The organism is uncultured Winogradskyella sp., from assembly GCF_947496485.1.
Taxonomy (GTDB): Bacteria; Bacteroidota; Bacteroidia; order Flavobacteriales; family Flavobacteriaceae; genus Winogradskyella.
In genome coordinates this window covers 861,429-887,622 of record NZ_CANMCZ010000001.1, presented here as the reverse complement: position 1 = coordinate 887,622, position 26,194 = coordinate 861,429, and the positions used below count along the sequence as shown (strand labels likewise).

Here is a 26,194-nt window from a genome sequence, read left to right as displayed (position 1 = left end):
ACAAAAGCCTATTGTTATATTTGCTCATATTATCAATTATATGAGTTTAGAAAGAGAATTACAACAACGGAGCAACTCTAAATGTGAGCTTTGTGGTAATGATGAGAAATTATCAGTTTACACAGTTTCAGATATAAAGGCGAATGGAGATAAAACGGTTTTATACGCTTGCTCAATCTGTACTGAGCAAATAGAAGATTCAGATAAGATAGATGCTAACCATTGGAGATGTCTTAACGATAGTATGTGGAGTGAACATGATGCTGTAAAGATTATGGCTTGGAGAATGCTCAATCGAATCAAAGCTGATTGGACACAAGATTTACTGGGCATGATGTATCTGGAAGACGAGGTATTAGAATTAGCAAAAGCATCAGGAGATGGTGAAGACGACGAAAATAAGTTGATTCATAGAGATGTCAATGGTGTTATTTTAGAACATGGCGACTCAGTAGTTTTAATAAAAGATCTTAAAGTAAAAGGCTCTAGTATGGTTGCTAAGCAAGGTACTGCCGTGAGGAATATAAGGTTAGATCATGAGAACGAAACCTATATTGAAGGTAGAGTAGATGGTCAGCAGATAGTAATAATTACTCAATACGTTAAGAAAACTTAATCGGATTTCTTTTTATTGAAAAAGTCAAAACTAAGAGGTATCAAAAAAAACATAAACAGATATTGTTCAGTCACTAAGCCATAAATAGTAATAGCTGCCAATATGACCATCAATATTATTTTGTATTTATACTTCATGATGTAAAAATAAAACTCTTAACTTTATTTTATCAAATTTCATTCTAAATGTTACAAATAAGACCAACTTATGAGCATTGTAATAAGCTATTGCCTTATGATTCTAAAGAGGCAATGATTTGCACATTTGAATTTACCTTTTGCAAAGATTGTTTAGAGCTTTTAAAACGGATTTGTTCTATATTGTGGTGGTGGTTTTGAAAAACGACCAATAAGACCTAAACATCTTCTAAAAAAATATCCGGTTTCAAAAATTATTGTCCATAAACCGGTTGATGTTAATAAGCGTCTTATGAATCTTAGATTTGAGTAATCAATAAGTTTATTTTTCTCACATTTAATGTGTCTAAAAACGTGTTGTTTATCGAAAAAATGAACATACCATTTCGAATAATCTATTCAAATTTACCATTTATCGATTTTATAAGGTACCACCCAATGATAAGTATGATATTTAGGTCATCCCTCTAATTAATAGCACCATTTTTACTGATTAATAGCCCTAAATTAGTATGAACGAATAACATTATTTATTATGGATTTACAGATTACCAATTACAACAACCGTTTTCAGATTAAAGGGACTTTAAACAAGTTGAACCTAAATACCTTTAATGCTCACTTTTCTAATATTTTCGATAAATTAGATAGCGTTCTTTTAGATATTGAGCGTGTAGAGAGTATTGATAGAGCAGGAGTAATGGCATTAGCTAGATTACATAATGAATCTATAACCAAATCTAAAAAACTGTCTATAATAGGATTAGGATGCAAAGAACTATATCAGCATTTTAAATCTGAAGAGCCAATAGAAACAACAGAACAGAATATTGTTGGGTCTAACACTATTGTCGCTGCATAACCCAAACTAAATATATCCTACATTAAATAAAGTGTTTCCAACTCATTTATGGTGATAGATAGATGTTTCGGATACACTTTATTTTTTTAGTTAAGCACTAATTTAAAATCACTTTATGAGTTCTTTTATAGTTAGTTGAACTAATCCTGATGAAAATCGGAATTTTAAATTTAATTGTGATTAATTTAGAATTAGCAAGACATATCTGCTACAATTTTCCAGTCTCCATTTATCTTCTTAAAAATAATAATGAAAACTCCATCGGCATCACCAACCTGTCGTTTTAAATGATATTCTCCCATAACCCAATAGTTATCCCCTTCGATTTTTGAAATATCATTAATCACAAAATTTAATATACCGCTTTCTGCTTTAGTTGGATATCCTTTTTTATAGTTGTCTAATGTATTTTGCCAACCTTTAGTTAGGCCATTACTTCCATAGAATTTAAGCGAGTCACTTTTCCAGTAACCTTCCATAAAACCTTCTAAGTCATGTTTGTTCCATGCTATTTCTTGTGCTTCCATGACAAGACGAATACCAGCTTCTGCTGAAGCTTGATTATCACTTTTTTCTATTCTATCGGTTATTACATCAGTTTTAATGCTTACACAGCTAATACTAAGTAAAGCAAATAATAAGGGAATATAATATTTCATAAGATTGAAGATTTAATTTCAATCTAAAAGTAATAACTATTATTTAAAGTACACCTTTCTGCTTTTTAAGAAAAGCATCCGCTTGGTGTTGCATTAATTCTCTTGCCATCTTTCGCTTGTAATTCATCACTTCTTCTTCATCTGCAATTTCTGTATACACTTTATTGTTGATGTCGTTGTCAGTTTTGACTAAAAGTTTGCGTTCTGCAACCTGTTGTGTTGTCCAAGTTTTAACAGTTGTTTCTTGGTCTTGTAATCGAAAATCAAACTCACCTTTAGGTGATAAAAGCTTTGCGATAATAGGTGAAGTCTCAATGGCTAAAAACAATAAGAAAATGAAGAATGAAGGTAACCAAGGTAACTCGCCTAAAGCGTTAACACGAGCCATTAAACCATCAAAATTATCAATGATTGGCTGTGATTTGGCTACATTAGCTGTGTAGTCTCCTTGCAGTGTTGTTATTTGGGATTCTATTGCAGTAATTTTAGCTTTATTATCTGCTTTTAGCTGTTGCAATTCTGCTAAACCTGCATCGTGTTTTTCTCGTTTTTCTTTGTAAACAGGTCCTTTACCTAAGAGTTTGGTGCCAGCTGTACCTTCTGCTTCAGAAATGTAAGTGTCGTATAATGCATTAACTTCTGATTCTTTAGTGTCAATTTGAGATTGTAATGCAACAATGTTATTTTCTAATTCAGCAATTTTAGGATTAAACTGCTCAGCAATCTGATTTTGATTTGCCAAGGTTAATTCATTTTTTTGCTCCAATAACACTTGATTGATTTCTTTTTCAAAAATTTTCAGTTCTAAAGGTTTTGAAATCACTACTGCAATGATCACCGCTAAGAAAATTCTTGGTGTGGCTTGTAAAATTTCGTCTAAAACATTATCTCGTTTTTTAATTGTAGAAACAATATAACGGTCTAAATTAAAAATAAGTAAACCCCAAATTAATCCAAAGAAAATAGAAGCATACAAATTATCGAAAACAGTAAAAAGTGCATAGCTGGCTGCAATGGTTGCCATAACTGCAGTAAAGAAAACAGTTGCTCCAATACCAGCATATTTATTTTGTTCACCAATAGAACACTTGTCTAAAATATCAGTATCTGCTCCAGAGCAAAGGATGAAGAATTGCTTTAACATAAGGTAATTGATTTTGATTGATTGTCTATTAGAACGCTAAAGTGTGCAATTTGTTACATTTTTAAATAAAAAAGCCTCTATGAAGAGGCTTAAGTGATATTAAATTAATAGTAATTTAATTTTAGATTTTACTTTATCATTAATAAGAATAGGTTTTTCAAAGAAATAAATCATAGGTTGTTTTGTGTCTGTTTTCTCAGCTTTAACATTCAGTTTTGGATTATTTTTTACTAACTCAATAGCTTCATCAGAGGTGATAACTTTGCCTGAATTGATAAATTTAGCATTGGTTTTTGCCATTCTAATGACAAAATCTAATGTGGATTCAGGTGCTGGAGGCGGAGGTGGTGGAGGAAGATCCTCATTATCATTATCAATCTTCGGCTTGGGTGCAGAAGGAGGTGGAGGTGGTAGGATTTTACCTTTCTTATTTGTAATAAACCCATCTTTATTATAATATGTTTTTTTGCCTTTGTAAACCGTGAAATAGTGAGATTCACCATTTTCTAATAGCTCATATCCAGACTCAACACCTTTAGGAGTTTCTTTTATAATCTCATTTAAGGTTTTCCTTTTGTCTCTTTTATATTGAGCTTCCTTTATTGTAGTTGGTGGAGGAGGTGGAGGTGGAAGTTTCTCCTCTCTTTTATTAACCTTAGGCTCAGGTGCTGAAGGTGGAGGCGGAGGTGGTGGAATATTTGGCCAAGCTTCTGCATTTTCCCTTTGTGTTTCAGACATTAAGTTTCGATATATGTTATAATATTTGTCGTAGTCTTTTTTCTTAATGATTGGATAATTTCCACTTGTCTCAGCTTTTCTAATAGCCATGTTCATTTTTTTTGCCCAAGCATTATATTCTGTGATTTGTTTTTTCGTGGCTTTTTGTTGTGTTGAAAAACTACTCTCAGTTGCAAAAGGTGTATTGCCTTTTGCTCTATTTATTTCTTGATTCGGAGTCACAATGCGATAAAATCCATAATCTTGGAGAGAATTATAAATGAACCAAGTTTCTTTTTTAGAAATCTCCCGTGTTGAACTCACATGAACATTCATAATTTTGTTTCGAGTCTCAGCTGTAATATCCTGATGTAATTGATTAAACGTATCGACAAATGTTCTTTTTGTTGCTGTGATACCGTCTATTAAATAAGAATTATCATTTAAAATTTTTAAATCAATACTTCTGGCATAAATCTTATTCTTTTCTGAAGAGGAAAGTTTAACCATATAATTACTTTCAGAATCTACTTGAGTATCCTCTATATTTGGTCCACCTTTGGTTCTTTTATGCGTTGGAGGTGGCGGAGGTGGAATTTTTGACACATCAAAAGACACAAATTTAAATTTGTTGGATCTGACCAAGTTTTCTACTTTAGAGATTATATCTTTTGATGTTTCTTTATCGTGCTTTATGATAACTTGTCTCCCTGATTCGCCTTGCTTTGCTAATTTTTTCAGTTTGTTTTCAATACTCTTTAAGGTACTTGGCTCATCATCGACTAATAATTGGTCTTTTTTATTGATTAGAACAGACATGATAGGTGTTATATTATAAGATGCTACCTTAAACTTATTTAGTTTGACCAACTCTTCTACTTTAAAAATAATTCCTTTAGATGTTTGTGTATCATGTTTTATCGAAACTAATTGCCCTGTTTTTCCATCCTTTGCTAGTTTTTTTAGTTTGTCGTCAATACTTTCTAAAGAACCTAATTCATCATCAACCAATAACTGATCTTTTCTGTTAATTAGAATCCACATGATTGGTTTTTCTTGAGGTTGTTCAATCTCATAAACTTCTTTTAATTCCTTTTTAGTTTCATCAATAATGTCTGATTCTTTTTTTACAACTTCAACATGTTCTGCAAAACTGTAAAAAAGAATAGCAATTATTGGAAGCAGTAATAGACTACTTACCCAATTTCTGGTTTTTGATGTTTGTGTTTTCATAATTGTAAATCGTTTTTTGATGGATGAATAATTAATGGCACTAGACAATTGATAATCTTGAGTGCTTGATGAAAATTGTAATAAAATATATTGATAGGTTTTAGGATCAGACCCTTGTTCTAATACAGCTTGATCTGCTAAAAACTCGTGATTCAACTTAATATGATGTTTCAAAACGTAAACTAAAGGATGAAACCAAAATACTATTTGTAGTAACTCAATAATGATGATATCTAAGCTATGCAATTGTTTAGCATGTGTTTCTTCATGAAGTAATACTTCTTTAGGAATAGTATCAGATTTATACTTCAATTTGCTAAAGAAGATGTATTTAAAAAATGAATGTGGAATTCTACATTCCTCTAATAAAACATAGATAAATGAGTGCTTAGATAGGGTTTCATTGTCTGAAATGCGTTTATACATTTTGAAGAGGTTAACCCCAAATCGTAAAGTGAATAATAAAACACCAAGTCCATAAAGTATCCGAAATGCAGTTTCTATGTCCATAAATGACGGTTGTTCATTTGAAAGTTTTACAAAGGAAGTTTCGATAGGAATGAATACTGGAGACATTTCAAAATCTGTAACAGTAGGTTCTATGTAATGTGTAATAGTGAATACCGGAATTACTAATGCTAATACTACTGTTCCTATCAAATAAAAGCGTTTAAACCGATGCATGGTTTGACGTTCTAAAAACAGAATATAGACTAACCAAAATATGACTAAACATGCTGAGAATTTAAGTAAATACGTCTCCATATTATTTGTTTTTAATTTCTTTATCAATTATAGCCTTTAGGTCTTCTAGCTCTTCTTTAGTTAAATCAGTTTTACGCGTAAAAAAGGAAGCAAATTGAGATGCACTATCATTAAAAAATGTTTTAATGAGACCGTTAACATGCTTTGAGAAGTAATCTTCTTTTTTAACTAATGGAAAGTACTCTCTCGATTTTCCATAAGTTTTATAATCTACAAACCCTTTGCCAATCATACGTTTAAGTAATGTGGCAACTGTTGTTGTAGCTGGTTTTGGTGCAGGATATATATCCAACAAATCCTTCATAAAAGCTTTGTCGAGCTTCCATAGGTATTGCATTAGTTGTTCTTCAGTTTTTGAAAGTTGCATACTCTACGTATTTAGAATTAACTCTACAAATGTAGAATAAAATAATCAATTCTACAAGTGTAGAGTATAAAATGATTAAAAAAAGTCCATTTTAAACGAAATTGGACTTTATAATTATTGATGTGATTCAGTAAAATATTTATAAAACCATGGAATGGTTTCTATACCTTTTAGGTAATTCCAAATCCCAAAATGCTCGTTAGGTGAGTGAATAGCATCACTATCTAAACCAAAGCCCATCAAAATGGTCTTACTTTTTAGCTCTTGCTCAAAAAGCGCAACAATAGGAATACTTCCGCCACTTCGTTGTGGAATTGGTGTTTTTCCAAATGTTTTTTCATAAGCTTTTGATGCTGCTTTGTAGCCAATGCTATCAATAGGAGTGACATAACCTTGACCACCATGATGAGGTGTTACCTTTACTTGTACACCTTTTGGAGCTATGCTTTCAAAATGAGTTTTAAACAATTCCGTAATCTCTTCCCAATCTTGATGTGGTACTAAACGCATCGATATTTTTGCAAATGCCTGACTTGCAATTACTGTTTTTGCGCCTTCACCAATATATCCTCCCCAAATTCCGTTGACATCTAATGTAGGTCTGATCGAGTTTCGTTCATTAGTAGTGTAGCCTTCTTCACCATAAACGGCATCAATATCTAAGGACTTTTTGTAGGCATCAAGCGAAAAAGGTGCTTTTGCCATTTCTGCACGTTCAGCATCAGATAAATTTTCAACTTTATTATAAAATCCAGGAATGGTAATGTGATTATTTTCATCGTGAAGCGATGCAATCATTTTGGTCAATACATTTATTGGGTTAGCAACAGCTCCACCATATAGACCTGAATGTAAATCTCTATTAGGACCAGTAACTTCTACTTCAACATAGCTTAAACCTCTTAAACCAGTAGTAATTGATGGTACATCTTTAGCAATCATACCTGTGTCAGAAATTAGAATAACATCATTTTGAAGTTTTTCTCTATTATTAGCCACAAAGATTCCAAGATTTTCACTACCAACTTCCTCTTCACCTTCAATCATAAATTTTACATTGCATGGTAGTTCATTATTAGAAGTCATGTATTCTAATGCTTTTACATGCATATACATTTGCCCTTTATCATCACAAGCACCACGAGCAAAAATGGCACCTTCAGGATGTAAATCTGTTTTTTGAATAACAGGCTCAAAAGGTGGCGAATTCCATAAATCTAAAGGATCGGGCGGTTGCACATCATAGTGACCATAGACCAAGACCGTAGGTAGATTTTTGTCAATTAGTTTTTCTCCATAAACAATAGGATAACCATCTGTTTCGCATATTTCCACATGGTCACAGCCAGCTTTTTCTAGACTTATCTTAATGATATCAGCAGTTTTTATAACGTCTTTTTTGTATGCCGAGTCTGCGCTTATTGATGGAATTCTTAATAATTCAATAAGTTCATTTAGAAAACGATCTTTATTAGCTGTAATGTAAGATTCAATAGATTGCATATGTGAATTTGGTTTCTAACAAAAATAAGGATTCCGAATCAATTATTTCTTAATTAATTGCTGTTTGAATATTCAAACTATTGTTTATATTTGCAGTCCTTTTGCAGGCGTGGTGGAATTGGTAGACACGCTAGACTTAGGATCTAGTGCCGCGAGGTGTGCGAGTTCGAGTCTCGCCGCCTGTACTTAAGATAAAAAGCTAACTTTAAAAAAGTTAGCTTTTTTTGTTTGGCTTTTAATATTTTAAAATATAGGTTACATAGTCCTATGCTTAGTCGTTTAATGCAGCATTATAAAATTGTATACCTAGTGTAGCCTTATTAGTATTATCAAAAAGTGTGGCATTATCCCAATGCGAACCTTGAGCCCATAAAGTATAGCAATCTGTAGAAACCCAAGCTGGTTCCCAATAGACTAAACCTTGCCCACCAGCATTGCTAACAATAAGTTTTAATTGATTAAGATAATTTAATTGACCTTGCTGAGATGCAGGATAACCACTAACAAGAGCATCGTTTCCTAAAATATTATTTGCACTATCGGCATTAGCCATAGTAAAAGGATAAGCTGTTTCTACAATCATTAACTTTTTTTTGTACGTATTTATGAGGGTTGTGAGTGGTGTTTGTACTTCATTTAAATCATAATCAGACCAAATAGGATAATACGATAAGCCTATCCAATCAAAATCTGTAACCCCGTTCTGTGTGGCTTGCTCAAACCACCAGAGTCCATTTTCGGGTTGTGCAATATGAAGCATTACTTCAACAGTTTCATTCTTATTTTCGGCAATAGTTCTAACTGCTTCAATACCTTTATTTATTAAGTGTGAATTCCGAGCCCAATCAATAGGCGAATCTAAATCACCATCTTGTAAAATCATAGGGTTAATTTCGTTGCCAACTTGCACTATATTTGGCAGTAACCCTTCATTCGATAATTCTAATAATGTATTGAAAGTGTAATTGTAAAGTGCATTTCCAAGTGTTTCAGTATCATCTATAATATGTATCCAAGCCGCAGGAATTTGTTGTTTTGAAGGATCTGTCCATGTATCTGAATAATGAAAATCTAATAGAACTTTCATACCTTCGTTTTTGGCACGCTGTATAGATTGCTTTACATCTTGTAGATTAGAGTAATTAGTCCAAGTAGGATTATGCCATAACCTTAAGCGAACAAGATTGGCTCCTTCATTTTTGAAAATAGCATAAGGATCTTGAATAGCACCATTACTATTCTTATAGGTTGCTCCACAATCTTCCATTTCATTTACATAAGATAAATCGGCACCATAATAAAATGAGATTGTGGTCTCATCTAAATCATCTGAAGAGTCACCAGTAGAGTTACTTTTATTGCATGATAAATTAAGGACAACAGATATAAGGAAAAGTATTCTATATGTTTTTTTAAAAGCTGAATTTAAAATATTCATGATACTGTTTTTGTAAATATGTAACTACTTTATATAAATTTAATTAATAAACCTGTATAAGTATTAATAAATATTCCTTTTTTCATAGATCTTTTTACTCAGACAAAGTTTAACAAGTAAACTTTATAATTTCTCCATTATCATTTTAGGTTCTAAGATTTAAATTCTTGAATTTGAAACTTATTAACCTTCGCAAAACCATGTATTTTGAGTGCATGATAAATATCATTTTATATCTCCTTTTGTAAGTATAGCTTTGTTAAGGATGCTATTGTGATGTCCGCCCTAAAAAGACTAAAACTACAATTCTATGAACACTAATCTAATAGATTATTTTGAGGCTACCGTACTTCAATTTCCCAATAAAATTGCGATTTGCGACGCTGTTTCCCAATTCAGTTTTTTAGAACTAAAGAATAAGGCTCAAACTATTTCAAATCAGTTAATTAGTAACTACAATTCCATTAACAAACCTGTAGCTGTTTTTTTACCAAAAAGCAATGATGCCATAATTTCATTTTTAGCCATTCTGTACAGTGGTAATTGCTATGCGCCATTGGATATTAAAAATCCAGAATCTAGAATAAAATCTATTGTAAAGGTGTTAAAGCCTATAGTAATAATAACCAACAGCCTGTATTTTAGAAAACTTTCAAAATATAATTTAGGAATTGATATTATAATTATTGATAACGTTGAAAAATCCAATGTAACATATAGTATTCGCAATTATAAACAATGTATCGATACCGATCCCGCTTATGTCATTCATACCTCTGGGTCAACAGGTGTCCCAAAGGGTGTGGCTATTTCACACAGGTCTATTTTTGATTATATCAATTGGGCAATAGAAACATTTGATATCACAGAAAAAGAAATTATTGGTAACCAAGCACCATTTATTTTTGATAATTCTACCTTGGATATCTATCTTATGATGTTTGCTGGTGCAACATTAAATGTTATACCAGATCAACTCTTTATGTTTCCGGCAAAGCTATTAGTCTATTTAGAAACCAACAACGTCAATTTTGTATTCTGGGTACCTTCGGTTTTGGTCAATATTGCCAATTTAGACCTATTGGATTCTATTGAATTACCATCCTTAAAAAAGGTGTTATTTGCAGGTGAAGTGATGCCGACTAAACACTTAAATTATTGGATTAAACATTTAGATGATAAGGTGTTGTTTGCCAATCTTTATGGTCCTACAGAAATTACCGTGGACTGCACTTATTACATTGTTAACAGGGAGTTGAGTAATGATGAAGTATTGCCAATCGGTAAACCCTGCCGAAATAGTGATGTTTTAATATTGAATGAAAATAACCAACGTTGCCAATTGAACGAATATGGTGAGCTTTGTGTTAGAGGGACATCCCTCGCCCTTGGCTATTGGAATAATTTAGAAAAAACGAATTCGGTCTTTGTCCAAAACCCATTAAACACATCTTATCCTGAAAAGATTTACCGTACAGGCGATATAGCCTTTAAAAATGAAAGGGATGAGATCATTTTTGTAGGTAGAAAAGACCGTCAGATAAAGCATTTGGGCTACAGAATTGAATTAGGTGAAATAGAACATACCGTTTTAAGTGTTTTTGATGCTATAAAGGCTTGTGTTGCCTATGATGATGTGAATAAAGAAATCATATTGTTTTATGAGTCTGAAGAAGAAATTTCTATTAAAGAGTTTCGCGTAAGATTGGGTTCAGCTTTGATAAAATATATGATACCAACAAAATATTTTAGAATAGACCATTTGCCTTTAACAAGCAATGGAAAAGTAGATCGAGTGTCATTAGAAAAAGAAGTTACAAAATGAGAATAGTTTTCTGTGGTGAGGATAGATTTAGCGCTCAAGTTCTTGAGTCTCTGATATTTGATGAGCATCAAATATTAGCTGTGTTTTGTCCTTCATATGATAATCACATTCATACTCGACTAAAGCTTATTTGTGAAAAGTATTTTATTGATTTTTATCGAATAAAGGATATAAATTCTAAGACAAGTGAAACAACCATAAAAGCACTGAATCCAGATTTGATTGTAGTTTGCCATTTTGAAAAAATCCTAAAGAAGAACATCATTGAAATACCACATATGGGCTGTATTAATTTGCACCCTTCTTTATTGCCAAATTACAGAGGTCTATCTCCACAACATTGGCCTATTATAAATGGCGAGGATGAAACAGGGATAACTGTTCATTTTATAAACGAAGGTATTGACACTGGCGATATTATAGTACAGCAAAAAATGAAGATTGAACCAAATATATATGTGTCAGATTTACAGATTAAGATGTTAGGTACCTACAAATGTATCGTTAAAGATGCTATTAAATTATTAGCAGAACAAAAAGTTGAACCTAGTCCTCAACATAAATCAAAGGGAAGCTATTATGGTAAATTAAAAAAAGATCAATGCCACATTAATCTCAATAATGGTTATGTAAGTGCTTATAATTTAATTAGAGGGGTTTCGAAACCTTATTTTGGAGCAAGGTTAAATCAATATCAGATTTGGAAGGCAAGTGTTGCACCCAAGGCAGTTGATGAAAAAATCCAATCAAAATACAAGCGTAATGATATTTATTTTGATGAGGTATTAGGCGCACTCATTAAGTTTAATGATGGGAGCTTAATCGTTGAAAAATACAATGCAACTAACTGATAAAATATATAATTAATGGAGAAAATTATACTTCACTTATTGTCAGAGATACGACCAGAATTTGATTTTTCCGAATCCTCTAATTTTATTGCTGAAGGCTTATTGGACTCTTTCGATATTGTTCAATTGGTTACGGCACTGGATGAAGCCTATAATATTTCAATTGATGGTTTGGATATTCTACCAGAGAATTTTTCTAATCTTGAAGCCATAAAAGCGACACTAATTAAAAACGGAGCCACAACATGAACTTAAAATTCCGCAATAAGAAAATATCAGGCATCCTAACAGTCTTGCCAGAAAATGAAGTAAAGTTTGATGACGAAATAGATAATTATAATTTTTCTAAAAGTCAATCCATGAAACTCAAATTAGTAATGGGATACGATAAGCGCAGAATCGTTATTGGTGGAACAACGGCTTCAGATTTATGTGTTTATGGTATGAACTACCTTTTTGATCAAAATTTGCTCCACAAAGACGAAATAGACGTTCTAATTTTGGTGACGCAGTCGCCAGATTATTTTATGCCACCAACGAGTCATGTTATTCATGGTCAGCTAGATTTAAAACAAGATATGATCTGCATGGATATAAACCAAGGCTGCTCAGGTTATGTTGTTGGGCTCAATCAGGCATTTATGCTTTTGGAGCATGAAGAAATCAATAAAGTTGTGCTATTAAATGCTGATGTACTTAGTCCTAAAGTTTCAAAAAGAGATAGAAATAGTAACCCAATAATTGGAGATGGAGCATCCATAACTATTGTAGAAAACGATGCATCTGGCAAAGCTATCTTTAGTGCTGTAAAAGTAGATGGAAAAGGTTCTGAAGCATTAATAATTCCTGCTGGTGGCTTCAGAACACCTTCTACATCAGAAACTGCAGAGCCAAGAGAAGATGATGCAGGTAATTTTAGAGCCTTAGATCATCTTAAAATGAAAGGAGATGACGTTTTTAATTTTGTACAGCGTGAAGTGCCACCAATGATTGAAGGTCTATTGCTAAAAGCGGATTTAGATAAAGAGGACATAGACTACTATATGTTTCACCAGCCCAATAGATTTATGCTCAGAAAACTTGCTGACAAAATTGGTGTTCCTTATGAAAAAATGCCTAATAATATTGTAGAGAATTTTGGTAATTCCAGTGGAGTTTCAATCCCTACAACGATAACCTACAACTTAGGTGATAAGTTACTTAAGGATTCATTTTTAATCTGTATGGCTGGATTCGGTACCGGATTAAACTGGGCATCTTTAGTAATGAACTTGGAAAAGCTACAGTTTTGTGAACTAATCAACTATAAATAGGATTATGGAAAATTTTAAACCTTTAATATCTGAAGCCTTAGAAGTAGATACTGTAGAAATGACAGATGAATTATTAGCGTTTGATAGTTGGGACTCTCTAACCATTCTGTCAATCATTGCGTTGGTTTCAGAAGTATACAATGTAGAACTGACTAGGGAAGAGATAGAGAACTCTGAAACAATACAAGGATTAAAAGACTTGATAGTTAGTAGACAATAAATCATAAGTTTTATGATGAATTGTATATCAATAATTGTGAGGTTGAACAATATTTAAGATATGAGAAGCATAATTATTTTAGGAAGCGGAGGAGTAGCTGCCGAAATCACATTTTATATTGAAGACAATAACTCTAAAGTCGGAGTTGATGAAAAGATTAATATTCTTGGCTATATAGATTACGCCGATGCCGTTAAAAAGCATTACAAAAAATACAACTTCAATGCTCCTGTATTGTGTGATATTGATAACTATATACCTAAAAAAGATGAAGAGGTTTTAATAGCTATTGCCAATCCCAAAGATCGAAATAAAATGATGGATCTTCTATTGAAAAAAGGTGGTAAGATCGGTAGTTTTGTGCATCATTCAGTCATTGCACCAAATTCTCCAAATTGGGGTATCGGCAATGTGATTTTCCCCTTCTGCCTAATTGAGCAGAATGCAATTATCGGGAATTATAATCTACTGACATCCTACAGTTTTATAAGCCATGATTGCGTAGTTGGCAATAACAATTTTTTATCGACCGCAGGCTTGGCAGGCAATGTAAAAGTTGGGGATAGTAATTTCTTCGGAATCCGAGCGACAGTAATTCCTGGTGTGGAAATTGGCAACAATAATGTGATACAAGCAGGTATGGTGATTGATAAAAATATAGAAGATAATACGACGGTCTTTTACAGATATAAGGAAAAGGTTTTGGCCATACCTAAAAACAACAAATAAAAAAAGAGCTTCTCAATTGAGAAGCTCTTTTTAGCTCAAATAACGCTTAATAATTAGAGCTTGAATAATTTACTTGTTTTTATTTGGCTGTCGTTGCCTTCTACTTTAACAAGATACATTCCAGTATTTAAACTAGAGACATCAAAAGTATCAGTTCTAGTAAAGTCACCATTAAAAGACTTCACAAGCTTACCTGTGAGATCGTAGACTTCTACAGTTGAAACATTTAAACTAACGCTAAATGATGAATTAGTTGGGTTTGGATAAAGATTAAATCCAGATAATTCATTATCATCAACACTTAAAACATTAGAAGGTTGATTTCCTAGAATTCTAAACTGCCCAGCAGGAATAGATATGGAAGATGCTGAATTTGCTACTGTGGTTGTTCCTGTAGCATCCATTAGGTCATACCACGTAGAAGTTACGCCTCCTGGAAAATTTGTATTCACGTTTTGTGTAACAACATCAAAATTTGCTAATATGATAACATTCCTTAAAGAAGAAGTTGGTATTGAAGTATCAAATACATCAATTCTTGGAGTTAAACTTCCAGAAGTAATAGAATAATCTCCTTCAAAAACAGGTTCTTCAATTTTAAGTTTATGAAGTTTAGACCAATCTTCATATATCTGGCTTCTGAGTGCATCAGTTAACCAATTGTTAACCCATTGTGGTTGAGGTTTAGTGTCTAGTTTACATCCATCATCATTAAACGATCCATCAGAACATGTGAAAATTGAGTTTTCCATACCAAGATCTGCAAAGTGCCAAATCATTTTTGGACCAGGAATCATTGAAGATACAGCTCCAATTGCTGACATTCTAGATAAGGCTATATTTAAATTTTTAACGTTATGCGAGCCATTTGAGTCATTTCCAAAAGTTACTGCCCTATACATAAGACGCTCTTCATCGTGACTCTCAGGATAACCCATAATTCTAGGACCGTTAAACTGCGAACGAGAATTATGCCCAATACCATCAATATTACTATTTGAGCCATAGCCCATTAATAGCTGGCTATATGGATCAGTCATTTTTCCCCACATCATTATACCTTTTCCTTCCCCTAAACGGTAATTTGCCCATTCTTTTTCTTCGTTTTGAGTCCCTAAATGCTCAAAGATCACATAGTGATCTGCGTCTAAAGACCATGAATAATCGGCATAAGCTTTTAATACATCTACACGATCTTGCTGATATGCATTGGTGCAACCTTCATCACTTGCTGTACAATTTTGAGTAAATCCTTTAGTTAAATCCCATCGAAAACCATCAATCTTAAAATCTTCAACCCAATGTTTAACAACTCGTTTTGAATATTCTTGGGTTAAGGTGCTTTGATGATTGAAATCCGATCCTACATTATAGCTATGTAAAGGTGTTTGATTAAAATATGGATTGTCACTACTTGGACCTCCCCAACCGTCACCATCAGAATCATCCATCCACATACGCACCATTGGATTTCTGCCAAAGGCATGATTTAAAGCGACATCAAGAATTACCGCTATATCATTTTGATGGCATAAATCTATAAATTCTTTAAATTTATTTTCAGTTCCATAAAATTTATCTAACGCCATATGAAATGCGGTATTATATCCCCAACTTTCGTTGCCTTCATATTCCATAACTGGCATTAATTGAATGGCATTAATATTTAGATTTTTAAAGTAATCGATTCTGTCAATTAAATCTTGATAATTCCTGTCGGCATCAAAATCTCTAATTAATACCTCATATACTATCAAATCCTCCTCTTTTGGTGGAGCAAAATTAGGGACTTGCCAGTTGTAAGGTGTCTGACCTGTTTGTAAAACTGTAACTTCACGTTCTTGACCAGCAGGATATGTTGGTAAATTTGGATACGTTGAAGCAGGAATAAAAGGATCATCAAAAGGTGATAAAACTAAAGTGGAAAAAGGGTCTGCTGTTTTAACCAGTGATGGTGAGTTTACAATAGGATTGGTATCAAATACCCAATATTGATAAGTTTCTATTTGTCCAGATGTTAATCCAGAAACTTCCAACCAGTATTTTCCAGTACTAGGATCACGTTTCATAACATCGCTATTAGTTGGTGAATAATTGTTCCAACTTCCAGCAATTTGAATAAATTCTTTTCCAGGTGCATTTAATACTAATGTCGCTTTTGTAGCATCGGCAACATAATTTATACCATCTTCCATACCAGCAGGCAAAGCTTCTTCTATTACTGTTGGTACAACAATAACTTCAAAACTAGCTTCACCAGTTTCAGTAGAGCTTGGAGGCGTACCAATAACTTTTACAGTTCCACTTTCAGTAATATTTGTAATTGTATAATTACATAAAGGGAATCCACATGTTCCTGTAGCTATAGACACATCGTTGTATAAAATCTCATAACTACCTTGAACCGTTGTTGAACCTTGAAAAGTAATTGTTGCACTTACTTGGACATCACTTCCAGAATTGATAACAACTGTATCGCTAGAAGGCTGAGTGATATCTACAATGACGCTTCCTATTGGAAAAATAAAGTCATTACATCCATTATCTTTTAACTCTTGTGTTCCGTCAGCATTTCTAAAAACTATTCCTATTTGAGTAGCATTATCTGCTTGCATTTGGGTAATTCCATAATAAGATTGTGGTGTTATGGTAATACTAAATGTTCCGTCTCCATTAGAAGTCATTTGACCAACACCATCGTCTTGCCCCCAATTCCCTATAACGCTAAATCCAAACGCATTGGAGTTATCTCCAATACCAGAATGCATATAGACATTAGTTACATTATTAAGTCCATTACAATCTGAGTCTGTACTGTTAGTATCTACTGTAATTGTAACAGGTTGATCAACTTCAATAGCTCCAACACTCAAAGTAACTTGAGCAAAAGTACTTAGGGAAACAAAAGTTATTAAAAAGAATAATATTTTTTTCATAGCTATATTATTAAAAAAAAAGCTATGCAGTACGCATAGCTTTTTTAAGATTATATGATTTACTCAACAGTAATCGTTAAGTTGCCTGTATCTACTGTTACTGTGTAGGTTCCAGGTGTGCCATCAAAGAAGAAATTACTATCTCCGTCCATAGCATTAATTAAATCTGAATCGATAGTATATCCATCAGCTTCATATGTTGGATAGTTGATTCCAGTTCCCCAGTCATTATTCACAGTAAAGAATCTGAACGCATCGTTTGTTAAAGCAACTTGTCCAGAATAGACACCTGCTCCAGTACATGGTAAAGCTACAGGAGTATCCCAAGACCAACCAGCATCTACGACACCAGCTCCTACCATCCACAATTGTTCATAATCACAAAGTAATTGTTCAGGTCCTAAAGTAATAGTCTTATTGATATCATCAACCGTTAGGAAATAAGTACCAGGTGTTCCATCAAAGAAGAAATTACTATCACCATCCATTGCATTGATGAAATTTGAATCTATAGTATAACCATTTCCTTCATAAGTAGGGTAGTTAGTCCCAGTTCCCCAATCATTATTTACCGAGAAGAATCTAAATGCATCATTTGTTAAAGCTACATTACCTGAGTAGGTTCCGTTTCCTGTACATGGTAGCGCCACAGGAGTGTCCCAAGACCAACCAGCATCAACAATACCAGCTCCAACTAACCATAATTGATCAAAATTACAGTTTGGACCTACAACTGGAGGGCCTAACGTAATTGTTTTAGCAGCAGTATCAATTTCTATAAAATATTCACCTGGTGTACCAACAAACTGGAAGTTACTATCACCATCTAAAGCATTTGCTAGGTTAGAATCTATAGTATAACCGACAGCTTCGTAATAAGGATAATTCAATCCACTTCCCCAATCATTATTCACAGTAAAGAATCTGAAAGCATCATTAATTAAATTGATATTTCCTGAATATTTAGTGCCTTGTAATACTAATTCCACTGGCGTGTCCCAAGACCAACCTGCGTCAGCTGCACCTGCACCAACAACATATAATATTGGAGCTAATTCTACACTGTAAGGAGTAACGGTAATTGTTACGGCATCCGAGAAACGTTCTAAATTACCTGCTTCCATTTCTATAGTCGCCTTAACTCTAAAATCAAGACTTCCTGCTTCTTCTGCAGTAAGACCAGCATTTAGTACTAGTTCATTAAATGCTTCGTGAGTGTTTGAATAAGACATACCATCTACACTTTCAGTAACGGCACCTGCAAAATCTGTTCCCGCTTCAGCAAATTGAACTTCATAGTTCACAGCAACAGTAGTGTTATCTCCAAAATCTGGATCTTCCCAAGCTATCGCAATCGCTTCATCATTTGGAGTTGTTTCAAGTAAAATAAGTTCAAATGTGTTATCCGGACTAGTAACTACTGGTGGAGCTTCAGAATACGACGATACACTAAAGCTTACACTGTTAGTGATATTAGTCCCTGAATTCACTCTCATAAATACAGTAAAAGGTTCAAAAGCGTCAGCTCCTGCACCTAATAAAATATTATTAAAGTCTGCAACAGTCATTGTAAATCTATCTGAAGTTGAAGATCCAATAGTTGTTGGACTTTCGAACAGAGCGTCAGGTGATAGTTCAACCATATAACTACCTCCAGATGATAATTGATCATTCCATACTATCGTAAATGCTTCATTATTTGGAAGATTGTAGTTTAAGTTGATATTAGATATCGCTGGTTCCAAAAGCTTGAATGAAGGCTCTGGAGTTGTGATATCAATAGTTTCTTCTGTTTCACACGCAACTAGAACTAAGAATAGACTTAGAATAAATGCGCTAATTTTATTTATTTTCATAGTGTTATTTTTTATAAGTTAAGAGGGATCAAAATATAATCTCCAGTTAAGTCGTTGAACCAGACTTCATAATCATCCTGAACAACTACAGGAATTGGTCCTCCACCTTCTGTAGCTACACCTGAAAACGCTGTGCTTCCTCCCCAAGTTGAACCTGTATTAGTCATAAATTGTGCATCACCAGGTTGAAGATTTACACTATTGATGTACCATAAATGGCTATCAAATGTAGATTGCGTAAATGCAGTATCTCCTCCTAAAGCACTTCCTTGAAGCGTCATACTTGTAAAATCAGTTGCACCAGTTGCATCAAAAGGATCTGTTGTATATGTATTTGATGAGAAATTAATGGTAAACGTGTAATATCCATCAGTTGGTACACCAAAACGACCAGGATCATTATCTTGGGTTGCAGGGTTACCTGCAATGGCACCAGATGTTACGATGTCATCACTTCCTTCATCAGCAGCAACTCCCCATTGCGGTTGCCATTGTCCTCTTACTTCTAAGATTTTAAATCTTCCATCATCAAAACCTCCACCACCTTTTGTGAAAAAGCCAGTAAAGCGATATAAGTTGCTATTTTCAGCATCTCTAAACAATGGAGGATTGTTATTATTATTGTTCCAATCTGCCGAAGTTCCATTTCCTACCAAATAATAATCATCAAAAACATAGTTGAAATAAGGTTGAACTTGAAAGCTAATAGTATTAGAACTTACAGGAAGACCATTCTGAGTTCCAATAGAACTCTCTACTTTAGCATATAAAGTGCTAAACGTAAAAGGTGGTATTCCAGCTAATCCTGCTGAAGAATTCAATTCGTTCACAGACAACGTAGCTGATGTTGTACCTGTAATTGTTGTAGCAACAATTGGGTTTGTAAAGGCATTATCAGAAGACAGAATTACTGAGTAATTCTCTGACGCTGGCTGTCCATAATCTGCCTCATTCCAATTAAACGTCACAGCTGGATTCCCAGGGTTAGAAGCATCTAACTCTATCATTGTGATAGGGAGCTCAGCAAGGTTTATAGGTTGCGTTTCTGTGGCTACAAATTCTTCTGCATCATCTTCACAAGAGTTCATTAAAAAACCAAGTGACAAAATTGCCAACAATAAAACTTTAAATTTTAATATTTTTTTCATTTTGCTTTTTTTTAGTATCCAGGATTTTGAGTAAGGTTTGGATTCGATGATAAACTGAAATTAGGAATAGGATATAAATCTAAGTGTGCAGGTATAGCAATACCATTACTTCCGTTACCTTTCCATGCCCAGTTATAGTTTCCACCTGTGTATAATCCAAAACGGATTAAATCTTGTCTTCTATGTGCTTCCCAATGTAATTCTCTAGACCTTTCGTCTAAGATAAACGGAAGTGTAAGATCACCATTAGAAATCATATTAGGGTTGTTAGCTCGTATTCTTAAATCATTTATTAAGGTAACAGCTTCATCAAGCGAACCTCCACCACCTCTAAGATGAGCTTCAGCATACATTAAATATACATCTGCTAATCTAAATAATGGAAAATCAGTATCAACAAACGTTTGATCAATACCAGGTGTTCCGTTAGATGTGACGTTGGCATATTTCTGAATAATGAAACCTGTATCTCTATCTGAGATATCTATAATTCCAATAGGTCTGTCATCAGAAATAATTGTATTCCTATCATCATCTATAAAATCTCCGTCTTGCCATAATTCTGCAAATTCTCTTCTTACTCTAAGAGCGCCTCCCCAGCCTCCTTCAGAGACTCCTACTTCTGCACCATTAACTTCTATACTACCAACGGAACCATTAATCATAACTGTTGTTGGTCCAAAGTTTTGAGTTGTAAAGCCATCAGATACAATTGGGAAAATGAGCTCATTTACAGCTGAATTAGTATTATTGTCTGCTAAGAAATTGTGTTTGTAATCAGTAGCTAAACTATAACCAGAAGTTAATAATTTTTGGCAGTTATCTATACAATCAGAATATCTGTTTTCACCAATATAAACTTCTGCATTAAGATACATTTTAGCAAGAATCATATTTGCAACACCTGCATCTGCTCTGCCATATTCATTTTGTCCGGCAGGTACTAAATCAGATTCTATTGCTAATAGTTCGCTTTCAATGAATTCGAAAAGTTGTGCTCTATTATATACAGGTAAAACCTTATTTACAACATCTTCGTCTGTACCAAAATTCGCTTTACCAAAAAGATCCATCATATAATAATATGATAAAGCTCTTAGTAATCTTGCTTCAGCACGATATTCAACAATGTCTGCACGAATAGCATCAGAAACACCTCTTTCATTTAATTTTTCATCTGTAGTTTCTCTTAAGAAATTATTAGCGAGTGAAACAGTGAGATGTGTTCTACTAAACATTCCTAATATCAAAGGATTTTGCGCAGTCCAGATATTTCTTTGAATTTCGCGAGTTCCTGGATCATTTTCATAAGACCAAATCATTTGGTCCGCAGAAAGTGTTTGCATGTATAATAATACACGACCAAACTGGCTAGTACCTGCATCGATTCCATCAATATTTGAATTCCCAGCCCCTTCTGTACCAGTTAAGGCAAGATTTGCATATACACCAGCAATTACTTGTCTGTAGGCTCCTTCGTCTTCAAAAAGTTCTTCGCCTAAAAGCGTGTCATCGTCATTAGGTATGATATTTAGATCATCTGTACACGAAGAGATGAACGTAAATATAAATAGCAATGAAAGGACACCAATGTTTTTAATTCTTTTTTTCATAGTCTTTAAAATTTGATATTAGCACCAATTAATATATTACGAGGTCTAGGATAGATGGTATTATCGATACCATTAAATACTTCAGGATCTAAACCGCTATATTCTGTTATTACAAATACATTTTGCATACCTCCCCAAACTCTAACAGATTTCAGAAACTTAGAAATATCAGTAAATGTATAACCAAGAGTAATGTTATCCATTCTTAAAAATGAAGCATTCTCAAGATAAGCATCAGAGATGATTACATCTGATGTTCTTTGGAAATTAGTTTGCAGTACAGAAGATGGAATGTTTCCTAAAACCGAATTATCCTGCAATAGTTCGTATTGTGCTCTTGATGAATTTACGTTATTATAAACATAGTTTCCAATGTTAGCTCTCAGGTTGAAGGCAAAGTCAAAGTTTTTATACTCTAAATTAGTTTGAAAACCTAAAACAGCATCTGGATCAGGGTTTTGTTTAATATAGCGATCATCATCGTTAATAATATTATCACCGTTTAAATCGGCATAAGCTCCCTCGATGAAATTACCCTGAGCATCTTGAAGCTGTTTAAACACATAAAAGGATGTAGGAGCTTCACCTTCTCTTTGCAATTGTATAAAGTTTCCTGTACCACCAGAAATACCACCAGCAGTTACATCTTGTCCAAAAGCTAATTCAGTTATTTCTCTATCAAATAATGAAGCATTAAAGTTGAAACCTAAATTGAAATCCTCTTTTCTAATGACATCTGCATTAATAGAAAATTCTAGACCTTGAATCCTTAAGTTACCAATATTTTGTATCACGCTGTTAGAAAAATTACTTCCATCTGGCACTGGTGCTTGAAATAATAAATCTTCAGAATCTTTTTGGAAAACATTAATACTACCGCTTATTCTATTGTCAAATAAACCGTAGTCAAGACCAACTTCTATAGTCCTTGTTTCCTCCCATTTTATATCTGGGTTGATTACAGATGGGATTAGGGATCTGATTACCTCATTACCAAACTGAAATTGTGAATTTTCATTACCTGCTCTGTAACGGCTTAAAAATATATCAGCAGCACCAATTTCTTGTTGTCCTGTTATACCGTAACTACCTCTTAACTTTAAATTAGAGATTGTTTTAGAATCTTTAAGGAAATCTTCATCACTAATTTGCCATGCTAGAGCACCAGCATAAAAATCGCCCCATTGGTTATCTGGACCAAAACGAGATGTACCATCACGTCTGTATGTAAATGTTGCTAAGTATTTATCAAAAAAGCTCAAATTAGCTCTTCCAAAGAAACCAATTAATACAACATCTGGATCAGCAAATGTATCACCTACACTCAATGGATCATTAAGGTTTCCTGTAAATGAACCCTCATTTGTAAATCTTTGGTAAGAGTAACCTGCCGTAAAGTCAGTTCCTATATTCCCAAATTCTTTTTTATAGTTTAAAAAACCATCAAGAGATTCATTTGTTCTCGTTTGCTTAGTGAAAGAAAGATTACTAGTCACATCGTCATTTGTAGCAAATACTGATTGACTAATAGGCTTACCTTCAGTTTTATCGTAACCTAAATTAAGTACCGCTTTTAATTCTGGTAAGAAATGGAATTTGTAATCAAAATTCACATTACCAAAAAATCTATTGGCGTCACCACGATTATTAGCTTGTAATAAAGTTGCTACTGGATTGGTAGTTCCTTGAGAAAGAACATTTCCATTTCTATGCTGATAAAACCCTCCAAAAGGAGAATTAGGATCGTAAACAGGTTGTGTTGGGTCATATCGTAAAGCCGATCCAATTGCTCCATTATTAGCAAAACGACTATCTTCAAAAGCTAGATTAGCATTTACGCTTATCTTTAAATGATTATCAAATAATGTAGGGTTTAAGGCCACAGATAAGTTACGTCTATCGAAAAGCGATGTTAAGAGTGTACCTTCTATTCTACTTACACCAAATGATAAACGTGTCGGTAAAGCATCAAATAGAGAACCTCTAACTGTTACGTTGTGTTGAGCAGAAACAGTTTCTCTAAATATTTCATCTTGCCAATTTGTGTTTGAGCTACCTAATAAACTAGTATCTAAAGTGGTACCATTTATTGGTTGAGAATTCACAAGTGATCTAAACTCATCAGCAGAAAACACATCAATTTCGTCTGCGTTTTTACCTAAGGTATATTGTACATCATAATCAACACTTAATGCAGATCTACCTTTTTTAGTGACGATTATAATAACACCGTTTGATGCACGAGAACCGTAAATAGCGGTTGCAGAAGCATCCTTTAAAACCGTAAATGATTCTATATCATTAGGGTTAATATTAGCTAAAACCCCTCTAGAGCCAGATACACCATCATTAGATATTGGCAAGCCATCAATAACAATCAAGGGATTGTTAGATGCATTAATTGAAGACCCACCTCTAATTTTAATTTCAGAGCCAGATCCCGGAGCACCACTTGTTGTTACAGTTACACCAGCAACTCGACCTTGCAATAAGTTTTCTGGTGTTACTATGTTACCTTTTGTAAAATCTTTAGCTGTAACAGATTCTATCGACCCTGTAGCATCTTTCTTTGTTGTAGTACCATAACCAATAAGAACCACCTCGTCTAACTGAGCCGAATCTTCTTGAAGTTCTACATCAACAGTAGTTTGTCCTGTAAAGACAATTTCTTGTGTCGTATATCCAACATAGGATATCACGATTGTTTCACCTTCATTGACTTCTAATGTATATTTACCATCAAAATCTGTAGCAGTTCCTCTGGCAGTACCTTTAATTAAGACATTTACACCTGGTAAAGGCGTGGCATCTGCTTTGTCTGTAACTGTACCAGTAACGGTCGATTGAGCCATCAATGTTGCAGGTATCATAATGAGACAGAATAGTAAAGCATTTAAGAATGTTTTCATACAATGTTTTTAAGTTAATTGCTTAGTTAATTGATTTATATTTTCACTTCTTGCGATAAATCTATGTAAAATTAGCGTTATATGAGTGTTAAAAAATATGACATAAGTCACGAAAACGTTTGCGTGTTAAAAACTTTCTCAAAAACAGGGTTTTATTAGGAAAATAATAAAAAAAATAGGAGTTTGATACCGATAGGATGTTAAAATTGAGAATTCAATAATTTAGATAAACTTTTTTTTGAACTATATTCGCCTAAAAATAGCGCAAAAATGAAACGGAAAATAACCTTAAAGCAAATCGCTAGAGAATTAGATGTTTCTATTTCTACAGTATCAAAAGCTCTTAAGAATAGCAAAGAGATAAGTGCTGATACCATTCAGAAAGTTCAGGCTTTTGCTAAGCTTTATAACTATCGTCCAAATAATATTGCTCTTAGTTTAAAAAATCGAAAAACAAACACTATTGGTATTATTATTCCCGAAATAGTACATCACTTTTTTTCTAAAGTAATTAGAGGTGTTGAATTAGTGGCAAATAAAAGAGGTTATAATGTTATTATTGGTTTGTCAAATGAATCTTTTTCTAAGGAGGTTATAAATATGGAAATGCTAGCTAATGGCAGTATAGATGGCTTTATTCTTTCCATGTCTAAAGAAACATTGCAGCAGCAAGATTATCATCACTTTAATGAAACAATGAGTCAAGGAATGCCTATTGTAATGTTTGATAGAGTCGTGTCTGATATAAAGTGCGATAAAGTTATTGTTGATGACTTTAAAGGAGCCAAAAATGCAGTAGAAAAATTAATAGCTAACAAGTGCAAATCCATTGCGCTAATCACCACTAAGGATTATGTCAGTGTTGGTAAGCTGCGAACACAAGGCTATTTGGAAGCTTTACATGAAAATAGAATAACACCTGAGGCGGATTTAATACTTAAGATGGATGATACATTGGATTATGAGGTTCATTTAGAAACTCTTGAGGCTGAAATTGAGCAACTTTTTAAGTCTAATAAAAAAATAGATGGTGTATTTGCAGTTAATGAATTGTATGCGCTATCGGCAATGAAAGTAGCAAGGAAATTAGGATTGAGTGTCCCAAATGATATACAGGTAATTGGATTTACTGATGGAGTACTTTCTAAACATGCAACACCTAGTCTGACTACTGTGAGTCAGCATGCTCAGCAAATGGGAGAAAAGGCAGCAGATCTCTTAATTGATAAAATTGAAACTGAATTTGATACTGAAGAAGAACAGTTTCAGACAGTTGTTATTCCAACAGATTTAGTTGAACGAGAATCTACTAAATAAAAATTTATCATTGCCACATTAAAATCTTTATATATC

The 26,194-nt window shown here is 33.5% G+C and carries 21 protein-coding genes and 1 tRNA gene; 11 read left to right on the top strand and 11 right to left on the bottom strand.

The window, feature by feature from the left end; genetic code table 11:
* The first annotated feature begins 40 nt into the window (after window positions 1-40).
* The 3 genes from Q0822_RS03700 to Q0822_RS03690 all read left to right on the top strand — a co-directional run bounded on the left by Q0822_RS03700 (window position 41) and on the right by Q0822_RS03690 (window position 1,615).
* Window positions 41-616 carry an alkylphosphonate utilization protein gene (locus Q0822_RS03700; protein WP_299120293.1) on the top strand — a complete coding sequence of 192 codons (576 nt, stop codon included), beginning with the start codon at window positions 41-43 and terminating at the stop codon, window positions 614-616.
* A 185-nt stretch (window positions 617-801) separates the two neighbouring features.
* Window positions 802-954 (top strand): DUF1272 domain-containing protein, encoded by a 153-nt coding sequence (locus Q0822_RS03695; protein WP_299120290.1) that lies wholly within the window; start codon window positions 802-804, stop codon window positions 952-954.
* Between the two features lie 334 nt (window positions 955-1,288).
* On the top strand, window positions 1,289-1,615 hold the full coding sequence (locus Q0822_RS03690) for an STAS domain-containing protein (RefSeq protein ID WP_299120288.1): 327 nt from the start codon (window positions 1,289-1,291) through the stop codon (window positions 1,613-1,615).
* Between the two features lie 191 nt (window positions 1,616-1,806).
* On the opposite strand, the gene Q0822_RS03685 is transcribed toward Q0822_RS03690, so the two are convergent.
* The 5 genes from Q0822_RS03685 to Q0822_RS03665 form a co-directional block, all read right to left on the bottom strand.
* Window positions 1,807-2,274 carry a nuclear transport factor 2 family protein gene (locus Q0822_RS03685; protein ID WP_299120286.1) on the bottom strand — a complete coding sequence of 156 codons (468 nt, stop codon included), beginning with the start codon at window positions 2,272-2,274 and terminating at the stop codon, window positions 1,807-1,809.
* A 43-nt stretch (window positions 2,275-2,317) separates the two neighbouring features.
* Window positions 2,318-3,418, bottom strand: coding sequence for a DUF4407 domain-containing protein (locus Q0822_RS03680; protein WP_299120284.1), 1,101 nt, complete (start codon window positions 3,416-3,418; stop codon window positions 2,318-2,320).
* A 99-nt stretch (window positions 3,419-3,517) separates the two neighbouring features.
* Entirely contained in the window at window positions 3,518-6,133 is a 2,616-nt protein-coding gene (locus Q0822_RS03675; RefSeq protein ID WP_299120281.1) for a M56 family metallopeptidase, read from the bottom strand.
* A 1-nt stretch (window position 6,134) separates the two neighbouring features.
* Window positions 6,135-6,500, bottom strand: coding sequence for a BlaI/MecI/CopY family transcriptional regulator (locus Q0822_RS03670; protein WP_299120278.1), 366 nt, complete (start codon window positions 6,498-6,500; stop codon window positions 6,135-6,137).
* 114 nt (window positions 6,501-6,614) lie between these two features.
* Window positions 6,615-8,003, bottom strand: coding sequence for a dipeptidase (locus Q0822_RS03665; RefSeq protein WP_299120276.1), 1,389 nt, complete (start codon window positions 8,001-8,003; stop codon window positions 6,615-6,617).
* Window positions 8,004-8,106: 103 nt separating this feature from the next.
* On the opposite strand from Q0822_RS03665, the gene Q0822_RS03660 reads away from it, so the two are divergent.
* Window positions 8,107-8,188 (top strand) — tRNA-Leu (locus Q0822_RS03660).
* An 86-nt stretch (window positions 8,189-8,274) separates the two neighbouring features.
* Here the strand turns inward: Q0822_RS03660 and Q0822_RS03655 are convergent.
* Window positions 8,275-9,441, bottom strand: a complete 1,167-nt coding sequence (locus Q0822_RS03655; protein WP_299120274.1) for a glycosyl hydrolase 53 family protein — start codon at window positions 9,439-9,441, stop codon at window positions 8,275-8,277.
* A gap of 310 nt (window positions 9,442-9,751) precedes the next feature.
* On the opposite strand from Q0822_RS03655, the gene Q0822_RS03650 reads away from it, so the two are divergent.
* The 6 genes from Q0822_RS03650 to Q0822_RS03625 are packed head-to-tail and all read left to right on the top strand — an operon-like array spanning window position 9,752 to window position 14,379.
* Window positions 9,752-11,266 (top strand): amino acid adenylation domain-containing protein, encoded by a 1,515-nt coding sequence (locus Q0822_RS03650; protein ID WP_299120273.1) that lies wholly within the window; start codon window positions 9,752-9,754, stop codon window positions 11,264-11,266.
* Complete coding sequence (locus tag Q0822_RS03645; protein ID WP_299120271.1) at window positions 11,263-12,117, top strand: methionyl-tRNA formyltransferase; 855 nt, start codon at window positions 11,263-11,265, stop codon at window positions 12,115-12,117. The genes Q0822_RS03650 and Q0822_RS03645 overlap by 4 nt, the downstream gene beginning before the upstream one ends.
* A 15-nt stretch (window positions 12,118-12,132) precedes the next feature.
* On the top strand, window positions 12,133-12,366 hold the full coding sequence (locus tag Q0822_RS03640) for a phosphopantetheine-binding protein (RefSeq protein WP_299120269.1): 234 nt from the start codon (window positions 12,133-12,135) through the stop codon (window positions 12,364-12,366).
* Window positions 12,363-13,430, top strand: a complete 1,068-nt coding sequence (locus Q0822_RS03635; RefSeq protein WP_299120267.1) for a ketoacyl-ACP synthase III — start codon at window positions 12,363-12,365, stop codon at window positions 13,428-13,430. Before Q0822_RS03640 ends, Q0822_RS03635 begins: the two co-directional genes overlap by 4 nt.
* Before the next feature lie 4 nt (window positions 13,431-13,434).
* Window positions 13,435-13,650 (top strand): phosphopantetheine-binding protein, encoded by a 216-nt coding sequence (locus Q0822_RS03630; RefSeq protein WP_299120265.1) that lies wholly within the window; start codon window positions 13,435-13,437, stop codon window positions 13,648-13,650.
* Between the two features lie 60 nt (window positions 13,651-13,710).
* The gene (locus tag Q0822_RS03625; RefSeq protein ID WP_299120262.1) at window positions 13,711-14,379 is read left to right on the top strand and encodes an acetyltransferase; all 669 of its coding nucleotides are present in this window, start codon (window positions 13,711-13,713) and stop codon (window positions 14,377-14,379) included.
* 53 nt (window positions 14,380-14,432) lie between these two features.
* Here the strand turns inward: Q0822_RS03625 and Q0822_RS03620 are convergent, their stop codons facing one another.
* From Q0822_RS03620 to Q0822_RS03600, 5 genes are read right to left on the bottom strand one after another with little or no spacing between them, the layout of a single operon-like run.
* Window positions 14,433-17,315, bottom strand: a complete 2,883-nt coding sequence (locus Q0822_RS03620) for an alpha-amylase family glycosyl hydrolase (RefSeq protein ID WP_299120260.1) — start codon at window positions 17,313-17,315, stop codon at window positions 14,433-14,435.
* A gap of 59 nt (window positions 17,316-17,374) precedes the next feature.
* A complete protein-coding gene (locus tag Q0822_RS03615; protein ID WP_299120258.1) occupies window positions 17,375-19,171 on the bottom strand; it encodes a SusE domain-containing protein in 1,797 nt (598 codons plus the stop codon).
* 11 nt (window positions 19,172-19,182) lie between these two features.
* Window positions 19,183-20,319 carry a SusE domain-containing protein gene (locus Q0822_RS03610; protein WP_299120255.1) on the bottom strand — a complete coding sequence of 379 codons (1,137 nt, stop codon included), beginning with the start codon at window positions 20,317-20,319 and terminating at the stop codon, window positions 19,183-19,185.
* Between the two features lie 11 nt (window positions 20,320-20,330).
* Window positions 20,331-21,932 carry a RagB/SusD family nutrient uptake outer membrane protein gene (locus tag Q0822_RS03605; protein ID WP_299120252.1) on the bottom strand — a complete coding sequence of 534 codons (1,602 nt, stop codon included), beginning with the start codon at window positions 21,930-21,932 and terminating at the stop codon, window positions 20,331-20,333.
* A gap of 5 nt (window positions 21,933-21,937) precedes the next feature.
* Window positions 21,938-24,841 carry a TonB-dependent receptor gene (locus Q0822_RS03600; RefSeq protein WP_299120250.1) on the bottom strand — a complete coding sequence of 968 codons (2,904 nt, stop codon included), beginning with the start codon at window positions 24,839-24,841 and terminating at the stop codon, window positions 21,938-21,940.
* Window positions 24,842-25,111: 270 nt separating this feature from the next.
* Between Q0822_RS03600 and Q0822_RS03595 the strand changes: the two genes are divergently transcribed.
* A complete protein-coding gene (locus tag Q0822_RS03595; RefSeq protein WP_299120248.1) occupies window positions 25,112-26,158 on the top strand; it encodes a LacI family DNA-binding transcriptional regulator in 1,047 nt (348 codons plus the stop codon).
* Window positions 26,159-26,194 lie beyond the last annotated feature (36 nt).